This window comes from Clostridium pascui (genome assembly GCF_016908015.1).
GTDB lineage: Bacteria > Bacillota > Clostridia > Clostridiales > Clostridiaceae > Clostridium_AK > Clostridium_AK pascui.
In genome coordinates, this window is record NZ_JAFBDB010000004.1 from 89,264 (window position 1) to 108,961 (window position 19,698).

Below are 19,698 nucleotides of genomic sequence, written 5' to 3' on the forward strand. Positions count from 1 at the left end.
TACAAACTTCCCTTTTTAGCTTACTCAAACACATTTATTGTTTTATTAAACATTTCTTTATTTTCTTTTATTTTTTCTTCGCTTCCAAATACACATATATAGTTCTTTTCCATGCAATCTCCAAGTAAATTTGATAAACCTTTTATTTTATCTACAGATGCACTTAATATTTCATCTCTTTCCTTTTGAACATCTTCAAAAGTGACCTTGCTTAAGTAATTAGCTACAGCTTTATCAGCTTTCATGGATGCACTAAGTGGATTATCTAAGTTACTTATGGTTCCTATTATATATTTTGTCATTTCTCTTTCGTCTGCTTCAAAATTCTTTACGTAATTTACCACATTATCATAAACATCTAATGTGTTTTTAAGATTAGGATCTCTATAGGATGTAAAGTACATATTTCCATTTCTATTGAAGCCTCCAAAGCATCCATAAGCTCCACCTTGAACTCTTACTCTATTCCATAGATAATCAAAGCTTGTTATAGTCTTTAACACTTGAAGTACTCCTGTATACTCATATCCAAGTTTTCTAAAGTTAAATCCCTTAGAATTATATTGAACTTTTCCTGAAGTCATAAGCCCTTCATTTTTAGCAGCAACTTCAAATTTATATTCATTGTAATTAACTTTTTCATCATTTAGTGAATCATATAATACTGGTAAGCTTTCAGTAAACTTATCATAATCCTCTTCCTCTAGAGTTACACTTATTAAAAGATTATTTTTATTAAATACTAATTTACTTATTTCCTTTAAAGTGCTTACTATTTCTTCTTTTTTGCTCTCAAAGTTATTATCTAAGTCAACTACAAAATGATAGAAATTAAGTCCAGAAATAGACTCTGAGTAAGCTGCACTTTGAGAAAAATAAGAAGCTACTCTACCTGCTGCTACCATATGTCCTGCATCAAATAAGGACATTTCCACCCTGGATTTATATTCCTGTATAATTTCTTTAAGTCTCTTATAGTCATCAAATTTACTAGTTACTATTTGTTCCTTTAATAGATTAAATAATTCAGGAAGCTTACTTACAAGAGCCTTAGATCTAACTTTAAGCATAGGAATAAAGTTATCTATATTATTATTATCATAATAAGGTATTGAACCATAACTTATTCCTCCAGTGTGTATATTTACTTCATTTGATAAGTCTTCATAGCTATAATTTTCTGTACCTACCTTTCCAAGTACTGCACATAAAATTCCTATATAAGGTATAAGTTCTTGTTTAACTGCCTTACTATTAAAATAAAAATTGATATATGCTATCCTATTAGTAAATAAAGAATGTTTCAGAACTTTAATATCCTTGTAAGTTTCTTCTAATAATGGAAGCCTTTCCGAATTCTTATTTATATCTTTTATGGATAGTAGTGGTAACTTTTCTAAGTCCTCTTGATTATCCTCTGAAGTTTGTCTTTTCTCTAATCTATTAGTTTGCTCTATTATTTTATTTAATTCACTTTCACTTAGTCTTTCTTTATATTCCTTAAGCTCTCTTTTTATTTCCTCTTCTACACTTTCTGCCATGCCCTTTTTAGGATTTAATATTAAAATAGAACTATGAGAGTTGTTTAATATATATTTTTCTATAATCTTTTCAAAATAATTGGTAGTTAATGCTTCTTTTACTTTATTTAATTGAGGTTCATAAGCTAAATGCATTAATGGGTCTTCATCATAAAGCCAACTGTCCATGGCCTTTATTCCATATACAAGGCCCCTAGGATATCCATGATACTCTGCTTCTCTAAGTCTAAATTCTTTAATATTTATGGAAGACTCTATAAGCTTTTTATTTATACCATTGTTAACTAACTCTCTTAAAGTGTTGAATACCACTTCTTTAAATCTTTCTTTTTGACTTTCACTAGAATTCTTGACTACAATGCTAAAGCTCGGCTGAAGTATACTGCTGTCAAATACTCCAAATACATCCTTACCTAAATTAGCATCTATAAGAGCCTTTTTGAGCGGTGCTGCAGGAGTATCTAATAAAAGATGCTCTAAAATATCAAAGGCTAAGTACAATTCCTTATCTACCACTTTTCCTACCACGAAATTCAGACTCATATAAGATTTATCTTCTTCTTTTTCATTTACGGATATAGGATACTCCACTTTCATTTCCTGCATGGATTTAAAAGGCTTTTGCTCTTTAATTTCAGAGCGAATTTCTATTTTATCAAATTCTTTTAAATAATTATCATTAATAAAAGCTAACTCTTTTAACGTGTCTCCATTACCATATAAATATATATAGCTGTTTGAAGGATGATAATATTTTTTATGAAAATCTATAAATTCTTCATAAGATAAATCTGGAATAAATTCAGGATCTCCTCCTGATTCCACTCCATAAGTAGTATCTGGGAAAAGAGATTGAGATATCTTTCTCATAAGCACTGATTCTGGTGATGAGAAAGCACCTTTCATCTCATTGTAAACTACACCTTTATAAGTTAATGAATCATTTTTATCTTTAAGCTCGTAATGCCAACCTTCCTGCATAAATATTTCTGGGTATTTATATATATTTGGATAAAGTACTGCATCTAGGTATACATCCATAAGATTGAAGAAATCTTTTTCATTTCTACTAGCTACAGGGTACATAGTCTTATCTGCAAAGGTCATTGCATTTAAAAATGTATTTAAGGATCCCTTTATAAGTTCTACAAAAGGTTCCTTAACTGGAAACTTTCTTGAACCACAAAGCACAGAGTGCTCAAGTATATGTGCAACTCCAGTACTGTTTTCTGGAGGAGTTCTAAAGGATATTGAAAACACCCTATTATCTTCGTCATTTACAAGTTTTAAAAGCTTTGCTCCAGTTTTTAGGTGTTCAAATATAAAAGCATCTGAGTTTAATTCTTTTACACGATTTTTTTCTAAAAGTCTAAATCCATTGTATTCTTTATTTAATTCTAAATTCATAACTTTCCTCCTTAATAAAAATTACCAAATATTACTTCATACTAATTATTATGCCACAAAAATTATGTTCTATAAATTAAAAATTGAAATTTACTAACAATATTAAAACAACTGCGTTATTCTCAGTTCTATACAAAAGCATAAGTAATTTTATTAATGTTATTTAAACTTGTAAAAATCTATTGACTATTTATGTTATTACTGTTATTATTTAATTAATAAAAGTCGAATATTGTTTTAGGAGGAACCGTGTTATGAAATCTACTGGTATAGTTAGAAGAGTTGATGAATTAGGAAGAATTGTTATTCCTATAGAGCTTAGGAGAACATTAGATATAGAAATCAAAGATTCTTTAGAAATCTTCGTTGATGGAGAGCAGATAATACTTAAGAAGTATAGCCCATCTTGTATATTCTGTGGAAATGCTAAGGATGTTATAAACTACAAAGGTAAAAACATCTGCCAAGCTTGTCTTGAAGAATTAAAATCTGATAAATAAAAATAAGCCTAAATGGCTTATTTTTTTATTTCCATTTAATATTTATTGTCGAAAAAAACTGACGAAATTCCACTTGTAATTTATAGTTAAGTTTGCCTTTTATTTCACTTCTTACAGCTTAAAATCTATACTTCTAATTATATATTTACCAAATATGCCAAATATAATTGGAAATAATATGAAAGCAGTATTTTTATATACAGATGATATATCAATATATATATACTTAGAAATATAAGGTGTTGCAAATGCACATCCATAGGCTAAAAATGTAACCAAACGACTATTCACCATTAAGAGACTTACTATATTGCTTAAACTTGCAAAAAATATAATTTTAAAGAGCACGGAAAGCTTAGTTAAAACTTCTATATTTGCATTTAACATAAAGGCTACAAGTAAGTATATAATCCATATTATTACCGAAAAAATCAAATTTAAAATTTGACCAATTTGAAAATATTCCTCCCTTGTTATTGAAAAGTTCATTACATATCTATATCTTTTATAATATAATTCAAACAGTATTACTGGTAAGAATACATATAAATATACGTTTACGGATGCTTTTTTTATGTCCAAAGCAATAAACAAAATACTCATTACTGAACCTACTAACATGATGATGCCAATTGAGGTGTCTATTACAAGCCCTAACTTTTCCTTAAAGTCATTCACTCCTTACACCTTCCTTCAATAGATTTACAAATAATTTTTGAAGAGGCATTTTTTCTAAGGTAAGCCCTTTGCTTTGAAGCTGTATTTTTTCTTCGTAGCTTATATCATCATATATACCTGCCCTTATAAAAGAGGCTATTTTTTCTTTGGACACCACATTTAACTTTATTAAAATATCATTTAACTCTTCTTCTTTTCCAGTAATATAAAATGCTCTTTCATCAATTGTATCTCTATCTTCATTTAATATAATCTTTCCTTTGTCCATAAATATAATTCCCTCAAATAGGCTTTCTATTTCCTCTATATAGTGAGTTGAAAAAATTATTGTCCTTGGATTTTCTTCATAGTCCCTTAAAAGTTCTTCATAAAATATCTCTCTGTTAAAAGGATCCAGCCCCGCATAGGCTTCATCAAATATAGTTATAGGTGCTCTGCTTGCCAGTGCTACTATTATATTCAAACAAGCTTTCATACCTTTAGAAAGATCTCCATACTTTTTCCCTAGTTCTACATTAAATTTACCTAAAAGCCTTTCCTTAAATTCTTCATCCCAATATTTTAAAAATGTCTTAGCCGCACTGAATATTTCTCTTCCTGTCATGTCCCCTGAAAATCCATTTTCTTGACAAAGATATATTTTACTTAAGGCATTCTTATTTTCAAATATCTCCTCTCTAAAGGCTTTTATGCTTCCCTCTGTTTTTACATATTGGGATGCAATACACCTTAACAAAGTAGTTTTGCCAGCACCATTTCTTCCTACCAAACAGTATATTTTATTTTCCTCTATATTTAAGTTTAAATCTTCAAAAACATTTCTATTCCAAAACCTCTTTTTTAAATTAGTTATTTCAACTGCATAGTTCATTATTCTACTTCCCCCTTAATTTTAATTTCAATGCCTTTATGGACTAAATAACTTGTAATATAGTTAAAGGCTATAGTTATAATAAGCATTATATAAAACTGCCTTAGTGTAAAATTATTATAAGAAACTAATTTTTCATTAAAACTTATAAAATTATTAGTATTAAATCCTGCGGAATATATTCCAGAATATATAGCAAAATATATAAACCCAGTTATCCAAGTTATTGCTTCATAGTCAGTATGCTGAAATATTTGATGAAAGGATAATATACTAAAAAACACTAAGACAAGCATTAAATATAATAAAAATACATAAATAAAGTAACTTCTATCTATGTTATCAATTTTCATCTTTGTTAAAGTTATTACTACTGATGATAAAATCGAATTTACAACGTTATATATTATAGTTAAAATATAAAATTCCTTTCTAGTTATACCAAATCCTAAAAAAACATTTATTTTATCACTTCTATTTTCTACTATTTTACGAAAAAAAATAAATACCAACATACTGTCAAAAATTCCTGGCAACCTTTTGATTAAATTCCCTTGAAAAATTCCTAATATAACTACCACAAATGATATCATATAAAATACTCTGTTTCTTTTAACCATATATGCTAACTTATTTATCACCCTTCTTCCCCCTTAACCTATGTCTTAAACTTATTTAAGCAAGTTATTATATCTTCAATAGAAATACCTATGCTTTTTCCCTCTTCTATAATACTTTTTAATTTATTATCTAAAAACTCCTGCCTTTTCCACAATCTAATTTTCTTCCTTGCTCCAAGAGCTACAAACATTCCAAGCCCTCGCCTTTTATATAAAATATCTTTATTAACTAATATGTTCATTGCCTTTCTTGTGGTGGCTGGGTTTATACCATAAACTTGAGCAAACTCCGTTGTGGACATTACCTGTGTTTCTTCCTCTATAATTCCTCTTAAAATGTCATCTTCTATTCCCTCTGCAATTTGTATGTATATAGGCTTTATATCATTGGGATTAATAACCAAATCCTTTCACCACCTCGTTAATTAGTTACTTCAATTTTATAACTCACTATTCTGCATCCCCTATAATTTTAACTTCAACACTCTTATGAACCAAATAACTTGTTATATAGTTAAATCCTATTATTAAAAATGACATTATATAATAATCCATTAGCTTAAACTCTTGGTAACTAAATAAATCTTCATTAAAATTTATAAAATTATCATTGAAAAGAAGAAAAAAATACCTAGAAACAAACAGTGCTAAATACATAACTATGACCCCAAACCTTACTGCCGCATAATCACTATGTTTAAAAAATTCATTAAATAATTTAGTGCTTAAAAATACTAAAACTAGTGTAAAATAAAATAAAAATACATATTTGAAATAATTTTGTGATAAATTATTGGACTTTACTCTTATTACAGATAATATTATTGATGCTATAGCTGAGGATAAAATATTATATATTACTATAATTACATAGTACTCTTTTCTAGAGGTTTGAAATGATAAAAATATATTAAATTTGTCATATCTTTTTCCCAATAAAACTCCTATTAATGCTATCATTAATCCTGCTATTAATGCATTTGAACTTAACATAATAAAAATAATAACATACAGTATTAAGTCCCTTTTAAGCATGTATATTAACTTATTCATAATTTTAGTTACCCCCAATAATCTACTAATAAACTGTTGCTATATATATTTAACGGGATGGGGAGTGAAAATTCATAATAGAAATTACAAATCTTCACTCCCCATCCCATAGCTTTAATCAATTAACATTCTATTATTTTCTCTTCTACTTTTTCTTCTTTTTTACAAATAGTCATGGTGAACATATATAAATAACCCCCGATACTTGCTGATGCAAAATTCATCAATACAGAGCCTATTGGATTAATTTTAGGACTTATATTTGCTAGTGCCATTACTCCTCCTATGATAGCTAGGATAATACTTACCGTAATTCCTAATAATAATAATTCTCCAAAATGCTTTTTACCCAATGCCGTCCCTTTTTTTAAGGCTTCTCCTACACTTGTATTGTAATATATTAAATACGCATCACATGGAATTAATAACACGTTAAAAAGTATTAATAAAATAACCATAAATGGTATCAATATTCCCCAAAATCCTAAAACAATTAGCCCTATTGATATAGCAGAAATAATTATATTTAACCCCAAATATCTTAAATAAAAGCCCAGGCTTTCTTTAAAGTTTTCCTTATAATTTATATCCTTTTTATTTACTAAGGCTTTTATAACCACCATTGAAAATGAGTAAAATAATGATCCTATAAATATATAAAATAAAATCGGTATTGCCTCATTTATTATTATTTGTTTGGAAACTGAAAGATTTTTTAGTAAGTTTCCTCCTTTTCCAAAGAAGTCATATTTGTCAAATTCTAAATTAAGGCTAGTACTTTCAAACAATACCTTCACTAAAATAAATGGCAATAAAAATTTGAAACCCTTCTTATAGTTATTCCAAACTTCTCCATACATAAAACTTTCCTCCTAAAATTTATTCTTCTCCACTAATTTTACGAATTTAAGTCTACGCTTAGTTGGTTGGTTACTCATGTAACTAACTTAAGTATAACTCTAATAGCTCTGTCCTGCAAAAATATTCTGAATTGCTTTCTTGATTACTTGCTCAATTTTCCTACTTTTCCTATAGATAACACTTAATTGCTAAGTATTTTTAGCTAATACTAATTGACATTGTATAAGAGTTAGAATAGTATTGTATTTGTTACATTGCAAATAATAGTTAACAAATAATAGATAACAATTTTTGTGGAACTTTCGCCAAAGCGAAATTCCTTCCTTCAGCAGGTTTAACGGATATTTTTAATGTTGAATATATAGTAGAAGATTTGTATTGTAGAAAGCATTGAACGAGCACTAAAACCTCTTTATTTCTGACTTTAAAATACCGTATAGAGCCTTCTACTGTTTGAGCTACAGCGAGTTTAGAAGGCTTAGGTGTTTTAAAAGGAAGAAATATTAGAGGTTTTTTGCAAAGTGAAGCTTTCCTAAATACAAATCCCCTACTTCTAATTCAACATTATCTTAAAAGGAGTGATTTTTATGGATAAATTAAAGATAAAAATATCAGAACAGGCTTATGATAAGATTTTAAATATATTAAAAAATGATGATAACTTTGATTGTGTAAAATTTTCTATGGAATCTAGCTGCTGTAATCCTAAGGTAGGCATATATTTAGATGACCTAAATAACATATCTAATGACGATAGGAAAGACACTATAGAAGATTTAAATATAATATATCCTAAGGCCTTAACAGAAAAGGTTAAAGAAGTTCAATTAGTTTATAGAAATAATGGTTTTATGATTAAATCCATACCTTTGAAAAAAAGCACAGGCTGCTCTGGTAAATCTGGCTCTGACTCTGGATGTTCAGGCTGCAGTTCAAAGGGTGCTGGGTGCTCTGGATGTCATCATTAAAAATTAAGGTGTGCTAATCTCATCAGCATACCTTTTTGAATTGAATCATTAAGTTACCCATAAATTTTATTCCCCACGATTATAGTATAATATCCTCACCATATGTCATGTCTAACTTGTCTAGATAATCTAAAACTTTTCCCATACCTAAAGCTACACATGAAACTGCATTCTCTGCAATATAAACAGGTATCTTAGTTGCCTCTTGAATAACCACATCTAGCCCATTCAGTAAAGCTCCACCGCCAGTCATTATAATTCCTTTATCATATATATCTACTAAAAGCTCTGGTGTGGTTTCCTGTAGGACTGAATGTATCCTCTCAACTATGATATTCACTGCTCCCTTTAGTGCTTCTCTAATTTCTTCTGAAGATACTATTATTTTCTTTGGAATTCCATTGATTAAATCTCCTCCACTTATCTCTATACTGCTTTCTTTTTCTTTCTTATATGCAGAACCAATATTAACTTTTATATCTTCTGCAGTCTTTTCACCGATTATTGTCTTATGATTTTTCCGGATATAATCAATAATTAATTCATCAAACTTATCTCCTGCAACCTTTATAGAATCCCTTAATACCATTCCTCCAAGTGAAATGACGGCAATGTCGGTTGTTCCAGCACCAATGTCTATAATGAAATTTCCACTTGTCTTTGAGATATCCAAACCAGCTCCTATAGCCGCTGCCATTGGTTCTTCAATTAAATAAACTTTTTTTGCACCACCATTTATCGCTGCATCCTTTACTGCCCTTCTCTCAACTCCAGTTGCATTACATGGAACGGAAATCACTACCCTTGGGGCCGGCCTTTTTTTAATTCCCCAAACCTTCTTTATAAAATTCTTCAGCATTACTTCAGTAATATCATAATCTGATATTACTCCATCTCTAAGGGGATGGATAGTTACAATATTACCAGGTGTTTTTCCTATCATCTTTCTAGCTTCTTCCCCTACTGCTACCACACTATTATTACTTCTATCTATAGCAACAATAGATGGTTCTTTAAGAATAATGCCTTTGTCTTTAATGTATACTAAACTTGTCGCTGTACCTATGTCAATTGCCATATCTCTTTCTATACTAAAAAAACTCATTAATTTTCCACTCCTGCCCATTACATGTATTTTAAAATTAGTTCTGGAAAATTGATTTTACATTCTTCTTTAGTATTTTACTTTTACTAGTTTATATACTTAAACAAATTTAGGATTCTGGCTGCTCAGACAGTCATCACTAAAACAAGGCGTACTAATTCTATTTTAGTACACCACTATTTATTATAAATAAAATATTACTTTTTATATTTGGAAGGCAAAACGCCATTAATTTCTATACTTTTAATTTTCCCATAGTTTATAAATTCTAATAACTCTCTTGCTTCGCCATAAACTAAAAATCCATAAATATTTATTCCATTCTTTTCAACATAATTTAAAGCATTTTTATAGTAGTCTATCTTAACACTATTAAACTCCAATGCAGTAACTGCCTTTTCTCTGTCATTCATATATTTAAGCAGTGAAGTAAAATGTTTAGTGTATGCTTCTACCATTGAACCATTATTAAATTTATTGATATTTTTTTCATCTGTCATGCAATCTATCAGTTGTAAATATGGATACTTATTTTTATCTGCACTATCTGAACTAACAGATCCGTCATTAAAATTAGGATTAAATCCAGACAAATAATTAGTTGGCTTACCTTTATCCTCAGTGCGTACTCCTACCCACTTAAAACTTACCTTGTTATTATATTTTCTGCTTAATTCATCAAATTCTTTTAGATTTAAATCCTCTGTTAATACTATATATGCAGAAGCATACGAAACAGGATTTAACTCCTTAATATGATTAATAAATTCCTTATTTCGTACTGATATGTCAATATTGGGCTGCTTAATTTCTGTAAATCCTAAATAATCACTACCAAGGATATCCTGAAAATTGCCAAATTTATCATCTCTTTTAATTTTAAAATCAATATACTTTCTTTCACGATTAAACAAATTTAATTGTTCAATATGTATATTATATTTTCCAAATCCTAACTTCTCTGAATCCACACCCACCACTGCATATCCGGGTAAATTTAATTCAGTAAAAACCTTTAGATCAAAATATAAATCCTCATGATATTTACCTACCGATTTTTGAGATGGATTATAGTACAAACTATTTACTACATAAGAAACTGTGTAATAAGCAAAGAATAGTATCAGCACTATAACAGTAATATGAATACTTTTGTACTTATTCGATGAATATTTAAATCTCATTTTATTTCTCCTTATTATTTTGCACAAAATAAAAATATAGAATACATAATAAACATTAATGAAATACACATTAATACTGTGCCACCAGAAGTATCTTCATTATTTTTAACCTTTTTTAACACAAATACCATGCTGTTAACAAATACAATCACAGCAATCATAGAGCCGTAGAAAAATATAACATTCACCCAAAGCACCTCCTTGGTTAGTTTTTAATCATTTCAATAGTTTCTCCTTTAAAAACTTATCTACTTCTTCCTTTTGCTCTGAATTTACTTCTAATTCTATATTAGAAATGCTGTCTTTTCCCATAAGGGTTTCAAATCTAATTACATTATCAGATATCCATTTATAACTTTTAATTTTATCCCATTTAGTAAAATGAGAAAACTTAGAGTTCACATCTGAATATATACCACCTTTAGCTATCCCTAAGGATAATCTTCCTAAAAAATATGTGATTCCCATCTGTATCCAAAAAATCCCCTGCAAATTATATGTAATATAATTATCTTTATATCTACCTTCTAAATAATATAAAAAAGATATTATTACCGAACAACTAGCTAATACTAGCATTGTAGTATAAAATAACGAAATCTTTTTTCGTTTTGTTTTAATAATAAATTTACCTGCATAAATTCTTTGATATAAGCTAATTAATAAAAAATAGCTCGCCATTATATTTAAAACACTCCAAAAATACATTAAAATCAAATACTCCTTTCTATTTAGTAACTCAACATAAGCTTTTATTTATTATTTATTTTTCTTCTTTATTGTGATCCAAGACTTTGCACCCCAGTTGTGCTATCCAGTATCCATTCATCATTATTATTCTTTATAAAAGTACTCTTTCTTGTGAAACTAGTTGAGCCATCTTCATATGGCTCCAACAATTCTTTAATTATAAGTTCTTCTGTAATAACTTGATTATTTCCCTCTATATATCTTGGAGCCTTTATATATGACTTTTCTATGGACATCTTTGTATCATATACATTGGGTATATGTAACTTTTCTTTAAATTTAATATCTCCATCCTTAGATTTATCTTCATCTACAAGTATTTCATATAACTCATCTATCATTGGTTTAGTCATAGTTTGTTGAAACAGCTTGTCAAACTCTCCTCTAGACTTTATTTTTTCTTTATTAAGCTCCGCTAAAGGTTTCCATGTTTTTTTAAGTATAGATATAGCTTCATCTTCTTTTAATTTTATTCTCTGAGTCATATATGGTTTACTTATTTTAATTAAATTTGCATTCATTACAACCATCACAGCAATAGTTAAAGTAATTAATACTTTGAGCTTAAAACTTCCTCTTTCATTGACTTCTCTATCTATTTCATTTAAGTTATGCTTTAATACTCTATTTACTTCTTTCTTTTGTTCTGAGTCTACTTCTAATTCTGTATTGAAAATTTTACCTCTTCTTGTGAGCGTTTCAAATCCAATTACATTATCAGATATCCATGTATAGCTTTTAACTTTGCTCCATTTAGTGAAATAAGAAACCGTAGAATCACCGGAATATATACCGCCTTTAGCTATTCCCAATGATAATCTGCCTAAAAATTGGGAAATACATAGCTGTATCCAAAAAACTCCCTGAAGGATTTCATAAATATCACCGACCCCACCTGCAAAATAATCTAAAAAACTCCTCGCTGCAGCATACCCCACTACCACCGCCGTCATAGTGTTTATTACCGGAATCTTTTTTCGCTTTGTCTTAATAATAAACTTCCCTGCATAAATCCTTTCATACAATCTATGTAATAAGCAATAACTCATTGCTATATTTAGAATAATATAAAAATATACACCCATTAAGTTTCTCCCCCTTTTGTATAAAGTACTTGTTACTTTGTTAATAATTCTAGGTAAGCTACATCCACATATTATTATATATGAGTTACTACCTTATTACCAATATTTATACAAATATACCATAATTATATTATTTGAGTACATTTATTTTCATTAAACTTAGCGGACTTTCACCACCAAGCTGTCGACCATACTGCACGCACCACAAAAAGAGCATCCTAGAACCCTAGGATGCTCTTTTACATATATATCTTCTTTACACTGTAAAACCAAAGATTTAACTTGCTAATTTTTGCTGCTTTAGTATTATAACCTGTGACAAAGGTATAGTTATTAACACCCCTAGAACAAAAAATACTGAAGATATACCATACATAGTTACTAGAGAAAGCTTAACTTTTATCAAACCAGCTAAACTAGTGGCAATAACCATAGCTGCTATTGACATAAGCGTTAAAACACCATTAACTCTACCTACAAACTTTTCTTTTGCTGTATTTAATATCAAAGTATTTATACCGATATGAATACAAGGGGTAAATAACCCATTTATAAACTGAATTGCTAAAGTTAAGTACCAATTAGTTGATAATGCAATACCAATAACATTTATAGCATTAATCAAAAGGCCCATAAATAATAGTCTTTCAGGACTAACTTTTTTAGCTAACATCATAACAAAAGAACCACCAAGAAGCATTGCAGCTCCATTAATTGATAAAAGCCATTGGAAGTTTTCCTTAGGCAATCCTAATCGTTCTGTAACAATAAAAACCCCAAGAGGTTGAATTACTCCTGCAGCAAATCCAAATGCCGTGAAAACCCCTCCAAGTAAAGTTAAAACTTTCTCATTTCTTATAAACTGCAAGCCTTCCTTAAGTTGAATCCCAAAATTATCTTGAACCTTCTCACTAGGAATTTTTTTATCATTTGGAATTAAAGTCAGTACAGCAGCAGAGAAAACAAAGCACATACCTGTTGCCGCAATTGCCATATTTATGCCAAACTTATTATAAATAAAAGTTCCTATTACAGGGCCAATAATTGCAAGTATTGCCATAAAGGTTTGATATGCAGCCATTCCCATTTGCATTTGATCTTCCTTAAGATGCATCTTAAATAATCTCATTCTAGATGACTGTGAAAACTGTGCTAAACTAGCAGATATAAATACTATAAGATATACCGCTTTCCATGCACCAAGACTAATAGCAATGAGAATAATAAAAACTGACAGCCCACTCAAAAAATCAGCCCGTATCATTGTTTTTTTAGGCAACCACTTATCTGAATAAATACCTCCAACTAAAGAAAACAAAAATATAGGAAGGAGTTCTACCGTTGAAACTAAAGCTACTGAAGAGGAGTTACTATTAGTTTGTTCCATAACAAATAGCAAAACTGAAAAATTTCTAATCCATACCCCTAGCTGCAAAAAAACACTTGATAAAATGATTGACTGTATAAATTTATTTTTAAAAAACATTAATTCAACTCCTCTATTTATATCAAATCATAGGTAATGCATACCGGCTTATTGTCTCTAGGATCTTTCACCACTTCAGCATCTATATTAAATATTTCCTTTAAGTTCTCTTTAGTCATTACTTCTTCTGCAGCTCCATGACAAACTATCCTTCCCTTTTTAACACCTACCATGTAATCTGCAAATCTTGCTGCATTATTTAGCTCATGAATAACCATTACAATTGTTCTATTTTGCTTTTTATTCAAATCTTGTAATAATTTTAATATTTCTAATTGATGAGCCAAATCTAAATATGTTGTAGGTTCATCTAGTAAAAGTATTTCTGTTTCTTGCGCCAGCGCCATTGCTATCCAAACTCTTTGTCTTTGTCCTCCAGATAGAGCCTCTATGGGTCTATTTTTATATTCCTTTATTCCTGTAACCTCTAAAGCCCAATCAATAACTTCTCTATCTTCCTTTTGTAGCTTTCCAAAACCACTTTGATGAGGAAATCTTCCATAGGCCACTAATTCATCCACAGTTAACCCCTTAGGTGCCTGTGGAGTTTGTGGTAAAACTGCCATTACTTTTGCTATTTCCTTTGAGCTTTGTCCTTGTATATCCTTACCATTCACATAAATTGCTCCACTTTTAGGTTGTAGTATTCTCGCTATAGTCTTTAATATGGTGGATTTTCCACATCCATTTGCACCAATTATAGTAGTAATTTTTCCTTTAGGTATATTTAGATTTAAATCTTTTACAATGTCTATATTTCCATAGGATATAGATAAGTTTTTTGTACTTATACTATTCATTTTAATCTCTCCTAACTACTCTTTTATCATTAAGTAAATAAAATATGGTACTCCAATAACTGAAACCACTATTCCAACAGGTATTTCTATAGGTGCTAACATATTCCTTGAAATAGTATCCGCTACCATTAAAATTAGTGTACTAATCAAGGCTGCAGTTGGTATCAATACTTTATGCTTAGGCCCAACCAATTTTCTAGCTATATGAGGAGAAACAAGTCCTAAAAAGGAAATGCTTCCTGCAACAGCAGTAGCAACCCCTGCTAAAGCTACAGTAAATATTAGCAATAATCTTCTTTCTTTTTCCACTTGTACACCTAGTCCTACAGATAGCTCATCTCCTAAGTTTAAAACATCTAAATATCTTGCCTTATAAATAGTTAAACTCATAAATATTAATATCCAGGGCATTACTGCTAAAACATAATCCCAGTTAGTTCCCCATATACTTCCCGAAATCCAAACCATTACTCTATTAAATTCCTGGGTAGTAAATTTAAGTTGAAATACTATCAGCAAAGCGTTAAACGCTGCATTTATTCCTATGCCCATTAAAATCAATCTTGTTGCATTTATACCCTTTTTCCAAGCAAGAGAGTAAACTAAAAATGCTCCAAGTGCTGCTCCAAATAAAGCTACTATAGGCATGGTAAATATAGTGAAATTACTAACTCCGTCATAAACATTTCCGTTCATAAAATAAATATATATAACTACAGCTAATGCTGCCCCAGAGTTAATGCCAAGTATTCCTGGGTCAGCTAAGTCATTTTTAGTTATACCTTGAAGAATGGTACCAGATACAGCTAAAGCAGTGGCTACAAAAATTGCTATTACTATTCTTGGAAGTCTTATATTAAAAAGTACTATTTCTTGTTTTTTAGTTCCTTGTCCAAATAAGGTTTTCACAACTTCCAAGGGCTCTATAGAAAAGGAGCCCAGATTTAAGCTTATAATAAATGTTAGAAATATTAAGGCGGCTAGTATACCTATTGTCCAAATAAACTTTTTCTTCTTACTCATCATCTCCATTACAGTTCTCTAGCCTCCTTTCTAACAAGATATATAAAGAATGGTACTCCAATTAATGCAGTTAGCGCTCCAATAGGAGTTTCATAAGGCTGATTTATCATTCTAGCTACAATATCACTATATACTAGTAAAACAGCTCCTATTATAAGAGAACAAGGTATTATATATCTATAATCTGGCCCTACTAAACTTCTCACTATTTGCGGCACTATAAGTCCTACAAAGGCAATATTTCCTGCTACCGATACTGCGCTGCCACTTAATATTATTACAATTATAATGCTTATGAATCTTATTGCATTAGTGTTTTGTCCAAGTCCAATTGCTATCTCTTCTCCTAAACTTAAAATAGTTATCTTAGATGACATAATCATCGCAGCAGTTACTCCGAGGATACCTACAATTAACAACATTTTCACACCTGGCCACTTTGCAGTAGTTAATCCACCAGAAATCCAAAAACTTAATTGTTGTGATAAATTGAAATACATTGCTATAGCTGTTGCCAAAGATATTAATAAGGTACCTAGAGCTGTCCCTGCTAAAACAAGCTTTACTGGATCTACGCCTTTCATAGATCTAGAACTTATAAAATATACTAACAGTCCACTAATACTTGCCCCAATAAAGGCAAAAATCATTAACCCTACACTATCTATTCCCTTTTGCATTGCAAAGGCTATAGATATAGTAAATGTAGCTCCTTGAGTAATTCCCATTATTGAAGGTTCTGCAATAGGATTTCTAGTAATCCCCTGCATAATAGCACCAGATATAGCTAAAAATGCTCCTACAAAAGCTGCAGAAATTGCTCTAGGCATTCTTATATCTCTTACAATTTGAGAGTTTATTCCCTCTTTTCCTGTAAAGATGCTATTAAAAACTGTATATAAACTTATATCCTTAGCTCCTAAAGATATAGATAATCCTATGCCTAAAAACAATATAATGAGTCCAATAATAATTATTACAGAAGTTATAATAATCCTACTCATACTTTTTTTATCATCCGTGTATTTTAATTCATCCATTAGCACTTTAAACCTCCTATCTATCAAAACAATAGAGGATGACAAAAGGCCTTTTTAAGCCTCAAGTCATCCTAAATAATTACTTTATAACTGCTTCTTTTACTAAATCCAGTAATAATTCTTTTCCCATTGGTAAATATCCTTGACCAAAATATGGAGTACTATCAAGTATGGTTACATTTCCTTCTTTGACTGCTCTCATACTTTTCCATACAGAACTATTTTCTAAATTCTTTTTATCAGCCTCAGTTGCTATAACTACTATGTGGTCAGCATCTATTCCTGATAATCCTTCCATAGTGACAACTGGTAAGCTTATTCCATCCTGATTCGGTATATTAGAAGGTTTTGCTAGCTTCATATCATCATAAATTATTGAACCAATACCCGAATCTTTAAAGATAAAAAATTGATCTCCGCTGGCAAGTACTGTTAAGTAGCTTTTCTTACCGTTCTTTTCAATAATTTCCTTTCCTATCTCTTGAGCCCTTTTGTCATATTCATTAAACCACTTTTGAGCATCGCTTTCTTCACCAAATAATTTAGCAACGTCCGTCATCCTAGTTCTCCAGTCATTAACATAGTCTTTCATCATAACAACTGGTGCTACATCCTTTAATTGATCATAAATTTTTTCTTGTCTTTGGCTCATTATTATTAAATCTGGATCTGCTTCTAATATAGCTTCAATATCCATTGTATCCATCATATAATATCCAACTATCTTTGCATCTCCCATTTTATCCTTTGTATAACTTGGAAATTCATTTGTTTTATATGCATCGGAATTTGCAGTAGCAACTGGAGTATGTCCTAAAATCAATAATTCTTCACTTGCTCCTGATATATCTACTATACGTTTAGGATTAGTTGGTATACTAACTTCTCCCTTTAACGTACTAACTTTCTTTACACCATCTTGTGTTTTAACCTCTTCACTTTTATTTCCGCATCCTGCTAAAATACTAAGTGAAACTATAGTTGCTGCAATTAATCCTAAAATTCTTCTTTTTTTCATTGTATGTTGCCTCCTATTGAAATCTGTTAGCTTAATTAAATATGTAAAACAAATAAACATATACTGAAATCAATTATTCTTCGCAATTGATAATGATTTTCATATTCGCAAACTTATTGTAACATCCTCTTTATCAATATGTCAACAGCCTTATAATGGAAAAGCAAACTACTTTTTTGCTAACTTTAGGTTATAGTTTTATAATAAAAAAACTGAACTCTAAAAACTGCTTTATTGCAGTTTAGAGTTCAGCTTATATATTTTAAAAAATTGAGTATAATTTATTCCTCTAGAGATTAGATTCAAATTCATTAGTCCATTGATTACTAGTTACTTTCCAAGGCTTCCTTCCATAATTATTCCTGCTTGAATAACATTACCTAGGGCCGTAGAATAAGGAGGAGCATAGGCTAAGTCCAAATTAGATAAATCTCTATTATATTTTGCACCAAACATCATGCAAGTTGAAAATATGTCTATGGTTTTATCTACTCCATCATCTCCAATAATTTGCACTCCAAGTATTTTATCTGTATTTTCATCTACTATCACCTTTATAAGCATTTTTCCTGCTCCTGGCATAAAGAAAGGTTTACTTGGCATTTCAAAACTGTAGGATTTAAACTTTTTATTTAATCCCTTAGCCTCTCTTTCATTCATTCCAACTAATGCAACGGTCATATCAAATACCTTAAATATACCTGTGGATAATATACCTTTAAAGGCTATATCTTCTCCTGTAGCATTTTTACCTGCTATTCTACCTGTTTTATTCGCAAGCGAACCTAATGATCTATATACATAATCATCATGAGGAAGTGAATAAACTTCTATGCAATCCCCCGCTGCATATATGTGTGGTATATTAGTTTGCATTCTATCATTTACATGTATGGCTTTTGTTTTTCCTATCTCTACTCCAGCCTTTTGTGCTAAATCCGTATTTGGTCTAACTCCCATGCCTAGTATAATTATATCAGTTTCAATTTCTCTTCTATCCGTTATTACCTTAGTAGCTACTTTTTCTCCTTCTATACTTGAAAGCCTTTCCCCTGTGTATACAATAACTCCCTTATCTTTTATATACTCTTCAAGTTTTAAAGCCATATCCTCATCTAATGGTCCCATAACTTGATTTTGAGCTTCTAGCACTGTTACTTCTATTCCCTGTTCCTGAAGGTTCTCACATAGCTCTAAATTTATAGCTCCAGCTCCCACAAGCAGTGCCTTTTTAGTGTTATTTTTTAACATATATTCTTTAATTTCATCTGCACTTATCACATTTCTTAATGTAAACACATTTTCATACTGAAGCCACTGTTTTACTGGAACAAATGGGCTAGCCCCTGTAGCTATAACGAGCTCATCATAATTATCCTTAAACTCTTCACCAGTTTCTAAATTCTTCACTGTTATATTTCTACTTTCAGCATCTATAGCTGTTACTTCATGTCTTGTCTTTACATCTACATTATATTTCTGCTTAAATCGATCACTATCCCTAGGAACAATATGATTTCTTTCCTTTACCAAACCACCTATATAGTAAGGTAAACTACAACCTGAATAGGATATATCTTTATCCTTCTCATATATAATGATTTCTGCCTTGCTGTCATTTCTCCTAGCTTGAGTTGATGCTGTGGTTCCACCTGCTACTGCACCTATTATTAAAATTCTCATATAAACGTTCTCCCTTCTATTGTGA

The 19,698-nt window shown here is 30.1% G+C and carries 20 protein-coding genes; 2 read left to right on the forward strand and 18 right to left on the reverse strand.

The window, feature by feature from the left end:
- Positions 1 to 20: 20 nt before the first annotated feature.
- Positions 21 to 2,948, reverse strand: coding sequence for an insulinase family protein (locus JOC70_RS11095; protein WP_204598960.1), 2,928 nt, complete (start codon positions 2,946 to 2,948; stop codon positions 21 to 23).
- A gap of 254 nt (positions 2,949 to 3,202) precedes the next feature.
- Between JOC70_RS11095 and JOC70_RS11100 the strand changes: the two genes are divergently transcribed.
- A complete protein-coding gene (locus JOC70_RS11100) occupies positions 3,203 to 3,448 on the forward strand; it encodes an AbrB/MazE/SpoVT family DNA-binding domain-containing protein (RefSeq protein ID WP_035309944.1) in 246 nt (81 codons plus the stop codon).
- A 111-nt stretch (positions 3,449 to 3,559) separates the two neighbouring features.
- Here the strand turns inward: JOC70_RS11100 and JOC70_RS11105 are convergent, their stop codons facing one another.
- From JOC70_RS11105 to JOC70_RS11130, 6 genes are all read right to left on the reverse strand, one after another.
- Positions 3,560 to 4,126: a hypothetical protein gene (locus JOC70_RS11105; RefSeq protein ID WP_204598961.1), complete on the reverse strand. Its 567-nt coding sequence runs from the start codon at positions 4,124 to 4,126 to the stop codon at positions 3,560 to 3,562.
- Complete coding sequence (locus tag JOC70_RS11110) at positions 4,119 to 4,997, reverse strand: ATP-binding cassette domain-containing protein (RefSeq protein ID WP_204598962.1); 879 nt, start codon at positions 4,995 to 4,997, stop codon at positions 4,119 to 4,121. The genes JOC70_RS11105 and JOC70_RS11110 overlap by 8 nt, the downstream gene beginning before the upstream one ends.
- A complete protein-coding gene (locus JOC70_RS11115) occupies positions 4,997 to 5,638 on the reverse strand; it encodes a hypothetical protein (protein ID WP_204598963.1) in 642 nt (213 codons plus the stop codon). The genes JOC70_RS11110 and JOC70_RS11115 overlap by 1 nt, the downstream gene beginning before the upstream one ends.
- Positions 5,639 to 5,655: 17 nt before the next feature.
- The gene (locus JOC70_RS11120; protein ID WP_204598964.1) at positions 5,656 to 6,021 is read right to left on the reverse strand and encodes a GntR family transcriptional regulator; all 366 of its coding nucleotides are present in this window, start codon (positions 6,019 to 6,021) and stop codon (positions 5,656 to 5,658) included.
- Between the two features lie 46 nt (positions 6,022 to 6,067).
- Complete coding sequence (locus tag JOC70_RS11125; RefSeq protein ID WP_204598965.1) at positions 6,068 to 6,670, reverse strand: hypothetical protein; 603 nt, start codon at positions 6,668 to 6,670, stop codon at positions 6,068 to 6,070.
- Between the two features lie 122 nt (positions 6,671 to 6,792).
- Complete coding sequence (locus JOC70_RS11130) at positions 6,793 to 7,530, reverse strand: hypothetical protein (RefSeq protein ID WP_204598966.1); 738 nt, start codon at positions 7,528 to 7,530, stop codon at positions 6,793 to 6,795.
- 588 nt (positions 7,531 to 8,118) lie between these two features.
- Here JOC70_RS11130 and JOC70_RS11135 point away from each other — a divergent pair.
- Complete coding sequence (locus JOC70_RS11135; protein ID WP_204598967.1) at positions 8,119 to 8,499, forward strand: hypothetical protein; 381 nt, start codon at positions 8,119 to 8,121, stop codon at positions 8,497 to 8,499.
- A gap of 79 nt (positions 8,500 to 8,578) precedes the next feature.
- Here the strand turns inward: JOC70_RS11135 and mreB are convergent, their stop codons facing one another.
- The 11 genes from mreB to JOC70_RS11190 all read right to left on the reverse strand — a co-directional run bounded on the left by mreB (position 8,579) and on the right by JOC70_RS11190 (position 19,673).
- Positions 8,579 to 9,604, reverse strand: coding sequence for a rod shape-determining protein (gene mreB, locus JOC70_RS11140; RefSeq protein WP_204598968.1), 1,026 nt, complete (start codon positions 9,602 to 9,604; stop codon positions 8,579 to 8,581).
- A 197-nt stretch (positions 9,605 to 9,801) separates the two neighbouring features.
- Positions 9,802 to 10,788, reverse strand: coding sequence for an anti sigma factor C-terminal domain-containing protein (locus tag JOC70_RS11145; RefSeq protein ID WP_204598969.1), 987 nt, complete (start codon positions 10,786 to 10,788; stop codon positions 9,802 to 9,804).
- A gap of 14 nt (positions 10,789 to 10,802) precedes the next feature.
- A complete protein-coding gene (locus JOC70_RS11150) occupies positions 10,803 to 10,976 on the reverse strand; it encodes a hypothetical protein (RefSeq protein ID WP_186429276.1) in 174 nt (57 codons plus the stop codon).
- A gap of 28 nt (positions 10,977 to 11,004) precedes the next feature.
- A complete protein-coding gene (locus JOC70_RS11155) occupies positions 11,005 to 11,256 on the reverse strand; it encodes a DUF5673 domain-containing protein (RefSeq protein ID WP_204598970.1) in 252 nt (83 codons plus the stop codon).
- Between the two features lie 308 nt (positions 11,257 to 11,564).
- Positions 11,565 to 12,623 carry a DUF5673 domain-containing protein gene (locus tag JOC70_RS11160; RefSeq protein ID WP_204598971.1) on the reverse strand — a complete coding sequence of 353 codons (1,059 nt, stop codon included), beginning with the start codon at positions 12,621 to 12,623 and terminating at the stop codon, positions 11,565 to 11,567.
- Between the two features lie 277 nt (positions 12,624 to 12,900).
- Positions 12,901 to 14,109, reverse strand: a complete 1,209-nt coding sequence (locus JOC70_RS11165) for an MFS transporter (RefSeq protein ID WP_204598972.1) — start codon at positions 14,107 to 14,109, stop codon at positions 12,901 to 12,903.
- A gap of 17 nt (positions 14,110 to 14,126) precedes the next feature.
- Positions 14,127 to 14,909, reverse strand: coding sequence for an ABC transporter ATP-binding protein (locus tag JOC70_RS11170; protein WP_204598973.1), 783 nt, complete (start codon positions 14,907 to 14,909; stop codon positions 14,127 to 14,129).
- A 15-nt stretch (positions 14,910 to 14,924) separates the two neighbouring features.
- Complete coding sequence (locus JOC70_RS11175) at positions 14,925 to 15,941, reverse strand: FecCD family ABC transporter permease (RefSeq protein WP_423880675.1); 1,017 nt, start codon at positions 15,939 to 15,941, stop codon at positions 14,925 to 14,927.
- Complete coding sequence (locus JOC70_RS11180; RefSeq protein WP_204599220.1) at positions 15,941 to 16,936, reverse strand: FecCD family ABC transporter permease; 996 nt, start codon at positions 16,934 to 16,936, stop codon at positions 15,941 to 15,943. Before JOC70_RS11180 ends, JOC70_RS11175 begins: the two co-directional genes overlap by 1 nt.
- Before the next feature lie 115 nt (positions 16,937 to 17,051).
- Positions 17,052 to 17,990, reverse strand: a complete 939-nt coding sequence (locus JOC70_RS11185) for an ABC transporter substrate-binding protein (RefSeq protein ID WP_204598974.1) — start codon at positions 17,988 to 17,990, stop codon at positions 17,052 to 17,054.
- Positions 17,991 to 18,320: 330 nt separating this feature from the next.
- Positions 18,321 to 19,673 (reverse strand): FAD-dependent oxidoreductase, encoded by a 1,353-nt coding sequence (locus tag JOC70_RS11190; protein ID WP_204598975.1) that lies wholly within the window; start codon positions 19,671 to 19,673, stop codon positions 18,321 to 18,323.
- Positions 19,674 to 19,698 lie beyond the last annotated feature (25 nt).